Annotated in this window: 8 protein-coding genes; all 8 read left to right on the top strand. The window is 43.2% G+C overall.

Features of this window, described 5'->3' with window-relative positions; all coding sequences use genetic code 11:
- The first annotated feature begins 215 nt into the window (after positions 1-215).
- Positions 216-1,814 (top strand): SusR family glycan utilization regulator, encoded by a 1,599-nt coding sequence (susR, locus tag NAF17_RS14005; protein WP_252758631.1) that lies wholly within the window; start codon positions 216-218, stop codon positions 1,812-1,814.
- 656 nt (positions 1,815-2,470) lie between these two features.
- The gene (locus NAF17_RS14000) at positions 2,471-5,482 is read left to right on the top strand and encodes a SusC/RagA family TonB-linked outer membrane protein (RefSeq protein WP_252758630.1); all 3,012 of its coding nucleotides are present in this window, start codon (positions 2,471-2,473) and stop codon (positions 5,480-5,482) included.
- A 40-nt stretch (positions 5,483-5,522) separates the two neighbouring features.
- On the top strand, positions 5,523-7,103 hold the full coding sequence (locus NAF17_RS13995) for a RagB/SusD family nutrient uptake outer membrane protein (protein WP_252758629.1): 1,581 nt from the start codon (positions 5,523-5,525) through the stop codon (positions 7,101-7,103).
- An 80-nt stretch (positions 7,104-7,183) separates the two neighbouring features.
- A complete protein-coding gene (locus NAF17_RS13990) occupies positions 7,184-8,245 on the top strand; it encodes a SusE domain-containing protein (RefSeq protein ID WP_252758628.1) in 1,062 nt (353 codons plus the stop codon).
- Positions 8,246-8,349: 104 nt separating this feature from the next.
- Positions 8,350-10,203, top strand: coding sequence for a glycoside hydrolase family 13 protein (locus NAF17_RS13985; RefSeq protein WP_252758627.1), 1,854 nt, complete (start codon positions 8,350-8,352; stop codon positions 10,201-10,203).
- Positions 10,200-11,606, top strand: coding sequence for an MFS transporter (locus NAF17_RS13980; RefSeq protein ID WP_252758626.1), 1,407 nt, complete (start codon positions 10,200-10,202; stop codon positions 11,604-11,606). Before NAF17_RS13985 ends, NAF17_RS13980 begins: the two co-directional genes overlap by 4 nt.
- Complete coding sequence (gene pulA / locus NAF17_RS13975; protein ID WP_252758625.1) at positions 11,607-13,589, top strand: type I pullulanase; 1,983 nt, start codon at positions 11,607-11,609, stop codon at positions 13,587-13,589.
- A 46-nt stretch (positions 13,590-13,635) separates the two neighbouring features.
- Positions 13,636-15,543 carry an alpha-amylase family glycosyl hydrolase gene (locus NAF17_RS13970; protein ID WP_252758624.1) on the top strand — a complete coding sequence of 636 codons (1,908 nt, stop codon included), beginning with the start codon at positions 13,636-13,638 and terminating at the stop codon, positions 15,541-15,543.
- The last annotated feature ends 275 nt before the right edge of the window (positions 15,544-15,818 follow it).

The raw sequence follows: 15,818 nt of genomic DNA, 5'->3' as shown, positions 1-15,818 counted from the left end.
CATTAAGCCTTTGCTTACGAGCCAATATAGTTGCCAAAAGAGAAATATTCAGGCATCTGGTAATTGGCCGCCGTATCAGACATCAATAAAAATAATCTTGATTTAAAGTTTTCAGCATAATTGCTGCACCATATCGTTATCTTTATTTCGTTTTTTAAAATCCGCATATCTTCGTGCAGATTTATCGTTACCCATTACGCTGGTATTACCTAATTATGAGAGTATTTTTTTTGTTTTTGTTTATTTTATCACCGTTGGCGCTGGCAGCAGTGCCTAACACAAACGACCTTTTCGACGAGTTGAAAGTTGCTTTTGACAAAAAAAGAGATTACGATCATCAAAAAGAAGCGCGTATCACCGCCCTTAAAAAGGAACTTAAACAATTGCCCTTATCGGATCTTCAAAACCAATTCGCGGTAGGGAACAAATTATATGACGAGTACAAATCTTACCAATACGATTCTGCTTATGTTTATGCCAACAAACTTTTATCGGTTAGCCAGGTCCTTCATGATAAATCTAAACAGGATTTCAGCAAAATAAAGATGGGATTTATATTGCTTTCGTCCGGAATGTTTAAAGAAACTTTCGAGAGCATTCACGGTATAAATGTGCAAAGCCTGAATGACTCAGTTAAAGTTGAATACTACTCTATCATAATGAGGGCTTATTATGATTTGGCTACCTACAATAACGATAAGCACTATACCCCGGTTTATACTTCACTCGCAAATAAGTATATCGATTCTGCCATACTCCTAAGTAAGCCGGGTTCGTATGATAACCTTTACCTGTCGGGATATAAAAAATATAAAAACAACTTTAATGACGCTGCCACAGTATTTTTTTACAAACTGCTAAAACTTAAAACGCTCACCGAACATCAGAACGCTATTGTGGAATCTACGCTTAGCAACGTTTTTCAAAACACGTCACAGTCAGATAAAAGTATCGAATTACTGATAAAAGCAACCATAAGCGATATCCGGTCGTCTACAAAGGAAACAGTTGCGCTGTTTTGGCTGGCCGAGATTCTCTACAAAAAAGGAGACATTAAAAATGCTTACACAGCATTGGAGCATGCGCTTGCCGACGCTGAATTTTATGGCGCCAGGCAAAGAAAAGTACAAATCGGGTCGTTACTGCCAATAGTTGCTTCTGAAAAATTGCTTTTTATAGAACGGGAGGAGAAGCTTTACATCAGAAGCCTCAGCCTGATTACGGTACTGACCGCAGCAGTAATCCTGGTATCTATACTTTTATACAAACGCAACAAAAAATTAAAAGCAAAAGAAAAGATAATAGAAAAGGTTAACGAAAAATTGATGGAAGGCACCAAGATAAAAGAAGATTACATCGGTTACTTTTTTAACGTAATATCGGGCTATATCCTTCAATTGGAGCGAATTAAACGATCTATAGACACAAAATTGCCGGCCAAAAAGTATGATGATATCCAATTGATGGGCAATAATATCAATATTAAAAAGGAACGGGAGACATTATTCAACACTTTCGACCAGGTTTTCCTCAAAATCTTCCCCAATTTTGTTGAAGAATTCAATACGCTGTTTAAGAAAGAAAACCAGATTTGGCCCAAAGAGCATGAAGTGCTCACTACAGATCTTCGCATTTTTGCGCTGATGCGAATGGGTATAACTGGTACAGAGGCCATTGCTAAGATATTAGAATACTCCGAAAAAACTATCTACGTTTACAAAATGCGTATTAAAGCCAAAGCAATCATTCATGGCGACGAATTCGACCAGCGCATCATGGCAATTAAAGCGGTCGATATCGGGGCTAAACCTTAATTTTTTTAATGAGTTAATCCCGCCTTTAAAAAGTTCACACTTATTGTACCTGATACACTAAGCCTGTTTTCCAATTCGGTTGTATGTCCGTTATGCCTGTAGCGTCCATTCTCTAAGGCGGCTGTTTGGCAGGCTGGTACCGGACAGACAGAAAACCCAATTTTTGCCGTATTATTTGAAGCGTAAAAGCTTAATAAATGCCCTTAGTGTATCAAAAACCTGCTACATCCGTTAAATTTTTGGACTTTTTTAAATTTTAATTATTTGATTATCAACAGCATAAATTTAAATAAAGCGCTATTTCGTTAAATTTTTTATAAATAAATAGTTCGTAAAAGTTCGGCTGCCTTACTTTGTGTATTCGCAGCATCGTTGATCTATTTATACATAGCTCCGCTACGGTGAATTAACCAATTATATTTTTTGTATTGAATTTTTTTAATGTTTGCACCAAGGGCTGGAAACAACCTTAAGCACTGTTGAAGCCGGGACGTTACACGATAAGAGCGTTTTAGCGAGTCGATTTTGAGATTTTCAATGCGGAATAATCAATAATGAATACATTTTAACCTGTACTAATATTGTTTGGGCAGGGTAAGAAAATAAGCACTTAAATCCAAGCAACACCAATTTACACTATTAACCCAATTAATTAAATGAGAAACAATTACTTAAAAAAGTTCATGCTCCTTTTTGCAGTGCTATTTATATCTCAAGCGATATTAGCACAAACGGGAAGCATCACCGGCAAAGTGGTCGATGAAAATAATCAGCCATTACCAGGCTCAACGGTGTTGGTAGTAGGCACCACAATTGCCGGCGCAACAGATGTAAACGGCGTTTACAGAATTAACGGTGTAAAAGCCGGCACTTACACCTTAACCGCCAGCTTTATAGGTTACACCACCGATCCAAAATCTGTTACTGTGGGCACCGGCCCTTTATCTGTTAATTTCAGCATGCAATCATCATCAAAATCACTAAACGAAATTGTGGTGATTGGGTATGGTACTGTTAAAAAGAAAGATCTTACCGGTTCTGTAACCACCGTAAGTTCAAAAGATTTTCAAACCGGTAATATCACATCTCCCGAGCAATTAATTGCCGGTAAAGTTGCCGGGGTATCAATTACGTCAAACGGCGGTGCACCAGGTGCAGGGAGCACTATCCGCATTAGGGGTGGTGCATCAATCAGCGCCAGTAATGATCCCTTGATAGTGGTGGATGGCGTTCAGTTGAGCAATGATGGTATTGCTGGTGCGCCAAATGCACTTTCGCTGATCAATCCTAACGATATTGAAACCTTTACCGTGCTTAAAGACGCTTCTGCAACAGCTATCTATGGGTCGAGAGCATCTAACGGTGTCATCATCATTACTACAAAAAGAGGCTTGGCAGGCAAACCAGTCATCAACTTAAATACGCAGGTATCAGCAGCTGTATTAACAAAAAAAGTAAGCGTGTTGTCTGCAGACCAGTTACGCGCCTATGTAAAAGCTAACGGAAATGCCACTTATCAGGGACTTTTAGGTGCCGAAAATACCGATTGGCAAAAAGAGATTTACAAAACCGCTATCAGTAACGACAATAACCTTAGCATTTCGGGCGGGTTTAAAAATGTTCCTTACCGTATTTCTGTGGGTTACTTAGATCAGAAAGGCATATTGAGAACCGGTTACCTCAACAGGGCATCTGCATCGATAAACCTGTCACCAAAATTATTTGACAATCACTTAAAAATTGATCTGAACGTACGGGGATCTGCAAGTAAAGCACGCTTTGCTAACCAAGGCGCCATTGGTGCTGCAGTTAGCTTCGACCCTACAAAACCGGTAACATCGGGTAACAGCAATTACGGCGGTTACTTTGAATATCTGGATAGTGACCCGTCATCGGCAACTGGCCTAAAGCAACTTGCACCGCGTAATCCCGTAGGCTTATTAGAGGAGCGCGAAGATAAAAGCGATGTAAAAAGAAGTATCGGTAACTTGCAACTCGATTATAAATTACACTTCCTGCCGGATCTGCACGCCAATGTTAATTTTGGTTACGATGCATCCGAAGGTAAGGGCACTATCGTACAGCCTGATTATGCTGCCTCAAGCTTCAGGCGGTATAAAGACGCCAACAATGTACTACATAGCGGTGTAAATAACCAGTATGACAACAAAGCGTTGAACACTACATTTGAAGGTTATTTAAATTATGTAAAAGAAGTAAAAGCTATAAATACACGTATTGATGCGGTTGCCGGTTATGCGTACTACGATTACAAAACAACCGTAACCAATTATCCCGACCTCACAACGGATGGAACGGTGGTATCAAACCCTACGTATCCTTTTGATATCCCGAGAAATAGGCTTTTATCGTACTATGGTCGCCTTAACTTAACCATTTCTAATAAGTATTTACTTACCGGTACCGTCCGCCGCGACGGGTCTTCGAGGTTCAGTCCGCTTAACCGCTATGCCGTATTCCCATCGGGTGCTTTAGCCTGGAAGATTAAGGAAGAATCTTTCTTAAAAGATAATACCGTGTTATCTGATCTTAAATTACGGGTTGGTTATGGTTTGACCGGCCAGCAGGATGGCTTGTCTAATTACGCTTACACCTCGTATTATTCGCTAAGTTCTCAGACGGCCTCTTACCAGTTTGGTAATGCTTTTTACCAGTTATACCGCCCGGTTGCTTACGATCCTAAACGCAAGTGGGAGCAAAGCGCAACCACAAACGCCGGTATAGATTTTGGGTTCTTGAACGGCCGTTTAACAGGTAGCATCGATGCTTATTATAAGGAGACCAAAGATCTTTTAGCTCCGGTTAACGTGCCCGCAGGTGGCGGCTTTTCTAATACTTTTATCACAAACGTAGGCACCATGACCAATAAGGGTATTGAGATATCGTTAAACGCCCAGCTAATTAAAAGCGCAGAGGTAACCTGGGATGTTGCTTTAAACGCTACCTACAATCAAAACAAGATTACTAAACTTACCTTTGTAAATGACCCTAATAATACAGGCTTGTCTACAGGTGGTGTATCGGGCGGAACAGGCTCGAGCGTACAGCGTTTTATCGTTGGTCAACCTCGTGGTGCTTACTATGTTTACCAACAAGTTTACGGCACAGATGGCAAACCTCTTGATAACGTTTATGTAGACAGGAACAACGATGGCTCTATTAATGACAAAGATCTTTATCTTTACAAACAGCCCGATCCAAAATATATTTTTGGTTTTTCCAGCAACGTTACCTACAAAAAATTTAATCTAAGCGTAGTGATGCGTGCTAATTTAGGTAATTATGCCTACAACAATGTGTTTTCCAGCACCGGTGTACAGCGCAGTATCCTCAACCCGCTTGGTTATCTAAATAATGGTTCAACCAACGTACTCGAAAGCGGTTTGATAGGTGGTAATGATAAAAATGTTTTATCTGACTATTATGTGCAAAATGCTTCATTCTTAAAAATGGATAACGCAAGCCTTGGTTATAACTTTGGCAAACTATTCGGTGGCTCTACCCAGCTTAGCCTTAGCGGTAACGTACAAAACGTATTTACTATCACTAAATATAAAGGCGTAGACCCGGAGGTGAATGGCGGCATCGACAATAATATTTATCCGCGCCCGCGTACTTACGTACTTGGCTTAAATCTGAAATTTTAAATCATTCGTATAGTAACATAAACAGCTAAAAAAAAGCGATATGAAAAAGAACTTTATTAAAGCATTTGTAATATTAATGCTGACCGGCAGTTTGGTTTCTTGTAATAAGAAACTTGATTTACTGCCAACAAATGACATCACCTCGGCTACCGTATATACCAGTGCCGAAGGTTACAAACAAGTTTTTGCTAAAGTTTATGGCTCTTTTGCCTTAACTGGCAACCAGGGCCCGGCTGGCAATGGTGATGTGCAAGGGATTGATGAGGGTACTTCTGATTTTTTGCGCCTGTTTTGGAAGGCGCAAGAATTGAGTACAGACGAAGCCGTAATTGCATGGGGCGACGTAGGTATCCAGGATTTCCATAATATGAACTGGTCTCCGGCTAACTCTTTTTTAAAGGGTTTATATTACCGAAGTTTATACCAAATTACGCTGGCTAATGAATTCATCAGGCAGTCTGCCGATGACCAATTGAGCAGTCGTGGTATTTCCGGGGCCGATGCCGATAAAATCCGCCAGTTTCGCGCAGAAGCAAGGTTTTTAAGGGCGTTCCAATATTGGGTACTTCTTGATGCTTATGGCAGCACACCTTTGGTTAAAGAAACCGACCTTATTGGTGTAACTGTACCAAAACAGGCAGACCGTAAAACATTGTTTAACTATGTTGAATCAGAATTGAAAGCTATTGAGCCAGGTTTAGCAGCTCCGAGGACTAATGAGTATGGCCGTGCAGATCAGGCGGCTGAATGGGCATTGTTGGCCAGGTTATATCTAAACGCAGAGGTTTATACAGGCACCAAAAGATATGACGATGCTATCACCTATTCTAAAAAAGTTATCGGCGCAGGTTACTCGTTGGTAAGCAATTATAAATGGATAATGCTTGCTGATAACCAGCAAAATACCAGTGAAAACATTTTCACTATCAACTATGATGGTTTACGTACACAAAGCTACGGCGGTACCACGTTTTTAACCCATGCGCCGGTTGGCGGCTCCGAATCTGCCAGCAATTTTGGTATCAGCGGTGGCTGGAGCGGTGCGCGTACCACCAAGAACCTTCCTAATCTTTTCCCTGATTATACCGGCTCGGCAGATAAACGCGCTCAGTTCTATACAAATGGGCAAAACCTGGAAATTAAGGATCAAAGTGCCTTTACAGATGGTTTTGCAGTTACCAAATACCGCAATGTAGACCGCAACGGTTTACCCGGCAAGAGCCTTGATTTTGCTGATGTTGATTTTCCTATATTCCGCTTATCAGAAATGTACCTTATTTACGCAGAAGCGGTATTGCGCGGCGGTGCCGGTGGCGATTTAATTACTGCTACAACGTATATTAACAATATTCGTACCCGCGCTTATGGTAATGTCAGCGGTAATGTTGCTGGTATCACACTTGATTTTATCTTAGACGAAAGGGCGCGCGAGTTATACTGGGAAGGTTTCCGCCGTACCGATTTGGTGCGTTATGGCAGGTTCACTACAGCGGCGTACCTGTGGCCATTCAAGGGTGGCGTTGCAAATGGCAAGGGCGTGGAAGATTTTAGGAATATTTACCCAATCCCGACTGACGATATCACTGCTAACCCTACATTAAAGCAAAATCCAGGGTATTAAAACATACAGGCAGGCCCGTTTAGGCGTACCTGCCTGTATCTTATTTATAAATATGTATCTATTTTTTAAAAATATAAAAAATGAAAAATTTTATGACCAAATTTTTAGCATTTAGCTGCCTCGCCTTGCTGGTATTGGCGTCATGCAAAAAGGACGAAGTGCGTACGGTTGCCCAGCCTGCTACTGGCGGTGCTTTAACGGCATCAACTACCACGCCGGCATTGTCAAAATCTAACTTAATGGAAACCGCTATTACGGTTACCGCTACTACACAAAATTACGGCTATACTTCGGCGGCCACTAATTCCCTGCAAATAGCTGTGAAAGGTACGGCTTTTGCTTCGCCAACGGAGGTAGCCCTGGCAACAGGAGCGCTCAGCAAAAGCTATACCGTTAAGGATTTCAATAACCTGCTGTTATCTTTAAATTTGCCAAGCGGTAAGCCTGCGCAATTAGAAATGCGCGTGAAATCATCATTAAGTGCAACAGCTACCGAAGGTACTGTCTACTCAAACGTGGTCACTGTAACCGCTACACCGTTTGCTTTGGTATCTTACATTTATGTACCCGGTGCTTACCAAGGCTGGAACCCACCGACTGCCGATAGCTTGCAGTCTGCAAACGGTAACGGCGTATATACCGGGATTATCAATTTCACACCTGGTAATACAGGATTTAAAATAACCCCGCAAAAAAAATGGGATGTAGCCTATGGTGACGCAGGAGGGGGTAAAATAAGTACATCGGGAGCTAACTTTGCGTCGCCTGGCGCAGGCCAGTACCAGATTACTGTCGACCTGAACGCCAATACCTACACTATAGAGCCTGTTGCTGTATATTACAGCATAATAGGCGATGCTACGGCAGGTGGCTGGGGCAGCGATACGGATATGAAATACAATAACGGAACCAACATCTGGGAAATTACGGCTTCATTGGCTTCTACAGGTCAATTCAAAGTAAGGAAAAATCATGATTGGGGAACTAGCTACGGTGTGCCAAAAGCGGGTGCAGATGGCGCTACTTTAGCCAAAAGTGATGCAGATAACATTCCGGTTGCAAGTACAGGCACCTACAAGTTTACGTTTGTACTTAAAGGTGCTGATGATGCTAAGGCGGCATACACTTTAGTTAAACAATAACCTTAAATGAATGGTCGGCCTGCTATTAAGCGCGCCGACCATTTTTACAATCCTGTTTATTTTGCCGCGCATCCAATCAACCGCGACAAGCAACTATTTCACCTATGAGATTAAGGTTACATTTAACACTGGGCTTCTTACTGCTTTCGGGTTGTCTGCTAGCGCAAGTTCCTGCGCTGGAACGCATAGAACCTTCCTTTTGGTGGGTGGGTTTTCACAACCCAAAAGTGCAGTTGATTGTACACGGCGATAAAATTGCAGGTAGCATAGTCAGTTTGAAATATCCCGGGGTAAAGCTTTCCGCTGTACACAAGGTAGAGAACAGCAATTATTTGTTTCTCGATCTTACCATCGCTGCCGAAACCCGTCCCGGCAAATTTCCTATTACTTTTAAACAGGCAGGAAAAAAAGACCTCATTTATACCTACGAGCTTAAACAGCGCAATAAAAGTGCCGAATGGGCACAGGGTGTAACCAGTAAGGATCTTATTTACTTACTGATGCCCGATCGCTTTGCCAACGGCGACCCATCCAACGATGTGGTGCCGGGCATGCTGGAAACAGGCTTACACCGCGATTCTATGTATTCGCGCCATGGAGGAGATATTCAGGGGTTGATCAATCATCTGGGCTATTTGAAAGATTTGGGTGTAACGGCCATTTGGATGACGCCGGAGATTGAGAACGACGAGCCGCGTGCTTCCTATCATGGTTACGCGGTAACCGATTATTATAAGATTGACCGCCGCTACGGTACCAACGACCTGTTTAAAACTTATGTGGCAAAAAGCCACAAGATGGGCCTAAAGGTAATCAAAGACCTGGTGCACAATCATATTGGCACCGAAAGCTGGCTGATACAGGATATGCCGATGAAAAGCTGGGTACATCAGTGGCCAAATTACACCAACTCTAACTTTCGCGACGCTGCGGTAATGGACCCGCACGGAGCCGCTGCAGATAAAAAGCAAATGCTGGATGGCTGGTTCGACAGGCGCATGGCGGATGTAAACCAAAACAACCCCTACGTACAAAATTACCTTACCCAAAACCATATTTGGTGGATAGAGTACGCCGGGATTGACGGACTTCGTTTGGATACCTATCCTTATAATGATGCCGCTTATATGGCGGACTGGGCAAAGAAACTGAAAGCGGAGTTTCCGCACTTGTCCATATTTGGCGAAACGCTGGTATGGTCGGTGGCTAACCAGGCTTACTTTACGCAAGGCAATACCGTGAACCGGGGCTTTGATACCCAACTGCCGGGCATTACAGACGCACAAATTAAAGAGGCCATTACCGAAGCCCTGAATGGTAAAGAAGGCTGGACTGACGGCGTATACAGGCTGTATAATATTGTAGCGCAAGATTTTATGTACCAGGATGTAACCCGCAATACCATCTTTTTGGATAACCACGATATGAGCCGTTTCTTTTCGGTAGTAAATGAAGATATTACCAAGTTTAAATCGGGTATGGCCTTACTGCTTACAATGCGTGGCGTACCGCAAATTTATTATGGTGATGAGATATTGATGAAGGGTTACTCTAATCCTGATGGCTTGGTTCGTGAGGACTTCTCCGGTGGTTTTGAAGGGGATAAAAAGGATAAGTTTACCGCAGAAGGCCGTGATAGTAGCGAAAATGATGCGTTTAATTATGTGCGCACCCTGGCCAATTACCGCAAAAATACCACGGCACTGCAAACCGGTAAATTAATGCAGTACATTCCGCGAAGCGGTATCTATACTTACTTCCGTTATGATACTAAAAACACGGTAATGGTTGCTTATAACGGTAACGATAAAGAAGCTGTATTGAACACCGGTTTTTTTAACGAACGTATGGCCGGGTTTAATAGCGGCACTAATGTTATAACAAAACTAAAAATAGGTAGCTTAAATCAATTAACTATACCTGCAAAAACAACATTAATTATTGAATTAAGCAAATGACAGCTTTAAAAGAACCTATTAAAGAACAATCTGCATCAAAAACGCGTAAGGTTGCTGAGCGCCCAAAACTAACTTTTTGGCAGATCTTCAACATGAGCTTTGGCTTTTTAGGAATCCAGTTTGGGTTTGCGCTGCAAAACGGTAATGCATCGCGCATACTGCAAAGTTTTGGTGCCGATGTAGAACACCTCTCTCTCTTTTGGCTTGCAGCGCCCATCACAGGTATTATCGTTCAGCCCATCATTGGCCATTACAGCGATCGTACCTGGAACCGTTTAGGTAGGCGCAAGCCTTATTTTTTGGTAGGCGGGGTCTTATCTGCTTTGGCATTGTTGTTTATGCCAAACGCCGGGCTGATTATGTTTTTGCCTCCGGTGATGGTAGGCGCGGGTGTCCTGATGATCATGGATGCTTCTTTTAACGTAGCGATGGAACCCTTCCGTGCGTTAATAGGAGATAATTTGCCGGATAGCCAACGCAGCCTGGGCTTTTCGGTACAAACATTTTTAATTGGCATTGGCGCTGTTACAGGCTCTGTACTGCCTTGGGCTATTAGCCATTTTACGGGGATCAAAACGGCCGAAGCAGGTCACGTGCAGCAAAACGTAATTTATTCCTTTTACGTTGGCGCTGTTGTAATGTTGGTCTGTTTGCTTTGGTCGGTTATCCGCACTAAAGAATATTCTCCTGCTGAGTATGCCAAATTTCATCTCGAAGAAGACGAACAAGAGCAGAGGAATGGTTTAAGAGAGATATTTAAAGATTTTAAAAACATGCCAATGGCTATGCGCCAGTTGGGACTGGTGCAGTTTTTTTCGTGGTTTGCGCTATTCTCTATGTGGGTATTTGCATCACCTGCAATAGCATCGCATGTTTTTCATGTCGATCTTAAGGACTCCACATCGATAAAAGCCGCAAAAGCCGGCGATTGGGTCGCGCTTATGTTTGGTGTTTATAACGGCGTGTCTGCGCTTTATGCACTTTGCCTGCCCGCTATTGCCAGGGCAACCAGCCGCAAGCTGGCGCACTCGTTTTCGCTGATTGCAGGGGGTTTAGGGCTTATTTCTATTTTTTTTGTAACGAATCCCAATATGCTCATTATAAGCATGGTTGGCATCGGCCTGGCGTGGGCAAGCATACTTTCAATGCCTTATGCTATAGTTTCCGGATCAATCCCGGCTAAAAAAATGGGCGTTTATATGGGCATTTTCAATTTTTTTATCACCTTCCCGCAGATCATTAACGGGTTTTTCGGCGGATGGATAGTGAAAAATATTTTTGGAGGGCAAGCCATTTACGCATTGGTAATAGCGGGCATCTTTATGCTTTGCGCGGCAGTATCTGTCATTTACGTGCAGGATAACAAAGATTTGAAGTATGCTAAATTCAATATAGAGGATTAGATGAAGTTACCCAAGTTTTATGGAGCAATACTCTTGCTAACTACCACCCTTACGTCCTTTAAACCGGCCGATGTAGTTTACCCGGTTTATACCGGTACTGATCTCGGCGTAACATATTCGCCAAAAATAACAACTTTCAAGGTCTGGGCACCTGCGGCATCATCTGTAAAATTGCGCTTGTATGCAGCAGGCCTAGGCGGGCAACCACTGCAAGCCATTGATCTGGAAAAAAAAGATCACGGAACGTGGGCAACCAGCGTAATTAAAAACATCAAAAACCGCTATTACACTTTCCAGGTTATGCAAGATGGGAAATGGCTGCTGGAAAAGCCCGATATGTATGCAAAAGCGGTGGGTGCTAACGGCAAGCGCGGTATGGTAGTAAACCTGTCAGAAACCAACCCTACTGGCTGGGCTATTGATAAAAAGCCTGCACTGAAGAATTTTACCGACATTGTTTTGTACGAAACGCATGTACACGATATTTCTGTTGATCCCAACTCCGGCATTAAACACAAGGGAAAATTTTTGGGCCTTGCCGAGTTCGGGACAAAAAGCCCCGATGGATTATTTACAGGGTTAAGTCATATAAAAGAACTGGGTATAACCCATGTGCACCTGCTACCTTCTTTTGATTTCGCAACGGTCGACGAAACTAAACCGTTAAACGGGCAGTACAACTGGGGCTACGACCCACAGAACTATAATGTACCGGAGGGAAGCTACGCGACCGATGCTTACAATGGCAACGTGCGTATCCGCGAATTTAAGCAGATGGTAAAAGCCATGCATGCAAACGGATTGCGCGTTGTGTTGGATGTGGTTTATAACCATACCAACGATACAGAGCACTCGGTATTTAACCAGTTTGCCCCGGGATATTTTTATAGGAAAACAGCGAACGGGCAGTACTCAAACGGTACGGGGTGCGGGAACGAAACGGCATCTGAAATGCCAATGATGCGTAAATTCATGATCGAGTCGGTGCTGTACTGGGCGAAAGAATATCATTTAGATGGCTTCCGGTTTGATTTGATGGGGGTGCATGATATCGCTACCATGAATGCCCTTAGCGATGCCTTACACAAATATGATCCAACGATATTTATTTACGGCGAAGGCTGGACTGCTGGTGACAGCGTTTTACCGGACAGCCTGCGCGCTACTAAGGCCCACGTTTCCCAATTGCATCAAATTGCCGCCTTTGGCGATGACATGCGCGACGGTTTAAAAGGTGGTTTTAGCGATGTGAAATCTAAAGGTTTCGTAAGCGCCCAGCCGGGCACTGCCGAAAGTGTGAAGTTTGGTATAGCAGGGGCTGTACAGCATCCGCAAATCAATTACCGGGAGGTGAATTACTCGAAGGCTCCATGGGCTGCACAACCGGGCCAGGCTATAAGTTACGCTTCTTGTCATGACGACAATACCTTATTCGACCGCTTAAAAATCGCTAACCCGGATGCCAGCGAAGCGGAGATTATTAAAATGGATAAGCTGACCAATACGGCAGTGCTTACCGCACAGGGCGTTGCGTTTTTACATTCCGGCGCAGAATTTTTGCGGACAAAGAAAGGCATTGCCAATTCCTTTAAATCACCTGATAGTATTAATCGGATCGATTGGCATCGCAAAGCGCAATATAAAGGCGTTTATGATTATTATAAAGGATTAATTTCCCTGCGCAAAAGCCATCCGGCTTTCCGGATGCCGACAGCGGAGATGATCCAACAGCATCTTGTTTTTAAAAATACAGGTATCGAAGGCCTTATTGCCTACACCCTAAATGGTAACGCCAACGGGGATTCGTGGAAAACAATTATGGTTATCCTCAATGGCAGTACAGCTCCGCAATCACTAACGTTGCCCGCAGGTATCTGGACAATGGTTGCCAATGGCTACAGAGTTAGCCGGCAAGGCATTGCTAAGGCAAATAACAGTGTTACTTTACCGGCTACAACTGCATATATTTTATATCAACAATAAACAGCATTACTATCCAGCTTCGCGCTGCAAAAAACAACCAGTATTTATGAGAAATATCATTTTATTAACGGGAATTATTGGGCTGCTATTGGGTACCGTAAGTTGCAGCAAAAAAAGTGTAGATCCTCCGGCGGGCGGTGGTGGCACAGTAACACCTCCGCCCATTACAAATGGTAAGGCTTTGCCTGCCGGTGCCGGCGATGGGGTAACTTATATCAACTCGGGTGCCTCGGCTATATTTAATATCTACGCACCGGGAAAAACATCCATGGCGGTAATCGGCGAATTTAATAACTGGTTGCCAACGGCCATGACGGTTACGCCCGACGGCAATAACTGGTGGGTGCAAATTGACAACCTTGACGCTAATAAAGAATATGCGTATCAATTCCTGTCTGACGGTACCTTAAAAGTCGCTGATCCCTATTGCGAAAAGGTGTTAGATCCTGATAACGACAAATATATACCTGCGTCGGTTTACCCGGATCTGAAACCCTATCCTGCCGGTCAAACGGGTATCGTTAGCGTGATGCAGGGCAACCAAGCGGCGTACGCCTGGAAAAACGCTAGTTTTACGCGTCCTGATAAAAACAAGCTGGTTATCTACGAACTTCATATGCGCGATTTTGTAGGCACCCACAGTTACAAAACCTTGAAAGATACACTTAGTTATTTAACCAACCTAGGCATTAACGCTATTGAATTAATGCCGATAAACGAGTTTGAAGGCAACTCGTCTTGGGGATATAACCCTTCATTTTATTTCGCGGTTGATAAATACTATGGCACAAAAAACGATTTAAAAGCTTTAGTTGACGAGTGCCATTCCCGTGGTATTGCGGTAATTTTAGATATGGTGCTGAACCATTCCTTCGGCCAGTCGCCGATGGTGCAGCTTTATTTTGACAAAGCAACGCAAAAGCCGCGGAGCGCCAGCCCATGGTTCAATGTTAATCCTACCCACCCCTACAACGTGGGTTACGATTTTAATCACGAAAGCCCGGCTACCAAATACTTTGCTAAAAACGTGATGAAATTTTATATGCAGCAATATAAGATTGATGGTTACCGGTTCGACCTTGCTAAAGGCTTCACCCAAAAAACAAGTAACGACGATGCATCCTTTGCTGCTTACGATGCAAGCAGAGTTGCCATTTGGAATGAATATAATAGCTTTATTAAAAGTATTGATAACAATAACTTTTACAACATTCTTGAATTTTTTGGCGGCGACCGCGAAGAAAAAGAGCTATCAGATGCGGGCATGATGTTGTGGTGTAACATCAATTACAACTTTAATGAGGCAACAATGGGCTATGTGCCTACTTCTAATTTTTCTCGCTTGTACTTTACCAGCCACACCGGCTTTACCCAGCCCGATAACCTGGTTACCTACATGGAGAGCCACGACGAGGAAAGGTTGATGTATAAAAACCTGCAATATGGTAATGTATCGGGCAGCTACAGCGTTAAAACACTCCCAACTGCATTGGCGCGTGAGGAAGCCGCTGCCGCATTCCTGCTAACGGCGCCTGGGCCTAAAATGATCTGGCAGTTTGGAGAGTTAGGATATGATATTAGTATTGACCAGAATGGCCGCACAGGCGAAAAGCCGATTCATTGGGAGTATAATAAAGACCCTTTGCGGCATAGGCTTTATGCCACCTACGCCAGGCTAATTAGGATGAAGATCAGAAACCCGGTATTTGCAACGTCATCTATCAGCTCGAGTTCATCCGGCTCTATAAAAACGGTTTACCTAAATGGTACTGCTGAAAATGTTGTAGTAGCCGGGAACTTCGATGTCAACAGTCAATCGGCAACGATAGCCTTCCCAAGCGCAGGTACTTGGTACGATTACATGACAGGTGGTTCCGTTAACGTAACATTGCCTTATACGGTAACTTACGGACCCGGAGAATACCATATTTATAGTAATGTTGTATTGAAATAATAACCCAGCTTTGGTGGGGCATCAGCACAAGCACAAAAATCACGGCGTTATCGTTCTTAGGCGTGGTCTCCATTAAAATCGAATCATAGTTTAAATGCATGCGAACATTTTCAAGTCCCTCATTAGACGGTTCAATAGTAGTCCTGCTCCTGCCCCCCCCCAAATGATGCCGTTATGAGAAATCGTAACGGCCTTTATTTTTCTGTTAAAACATTGTTTAAATAAGGCACTTTTCAAAGCTTAGGCGACCCCTCTTATCGCAGCTTCGTGCTGCG

The sequence above is a fragment of the Mucilaginibacter aurantiaciroseus genome, from assembly GCF_024055595.1.
GTDB lineage: Bacteria > Bacteroidota > Bacteroidia > Sphingobacteriales > Sphingobacteriaceae > Mucilaginibacter > Mucilaginibacter aurantiaciroseus.
The sequence above is the reverse complement of the archived record's forward strand: the minus strand, read 5'-3'. Positions and strand labels throughout refer to the sequence as shown.

Coding starts and splice junctions, on each gene's coding strand:
- NAF17_RS13995 (WP_252758629.1), top strand. CDS start 5,523: ATGAAAAAGAACTTTATTAAAGCATTTGTAATATTAATGCTGACCGGC.
- NAF17_RS14000 (WP_252758630.1), top strand. CDS start 2,471: ATGAGAAACAATTACTTAAAAAAGTTCATGCTCCTTTTTGCAGTGCTA.
- NAF17_RS13990 (WP_252758628.1), top strand. CDS start 7,184: ATGAAAAATTTTATGACCAAATTTTTAGCATTTAGCTGCCTCGCCTTG.
- pulA (WP_252758625.1), top strand. CDS start 11,607: ATGAAGTTACCCAAGTTTTATGGAGCAATACTCTTGCTAACTACCACC.
- susR (WP_252758631.1), top strand. CDS start 216: ATGAGAGTATTTTTTTTGTTTTTGTTTATTTTATCACCGTTGGCGCTG.
- NAF17_RS13970 (WP_252758624.1), top strand. CDS start 13,636: ATGAGAAATATCATTTTATTAACGGGAATTATTGGGCTGCTATTGGGT.
- NAF17_RS13985 (WP_252758627.1), top strand. CDS start 8,350: ATGAGATTAAGGTTACATTTAACACTGGGCTTCTTACTGCTTTCGGGT.
- NAF17_RS13980 (WP_252758626.1), top strand. CDS start 10,200: ATGACAGCTTTAAAAGAACCTATTAAAGAACAATCTGCATCAAAAACG.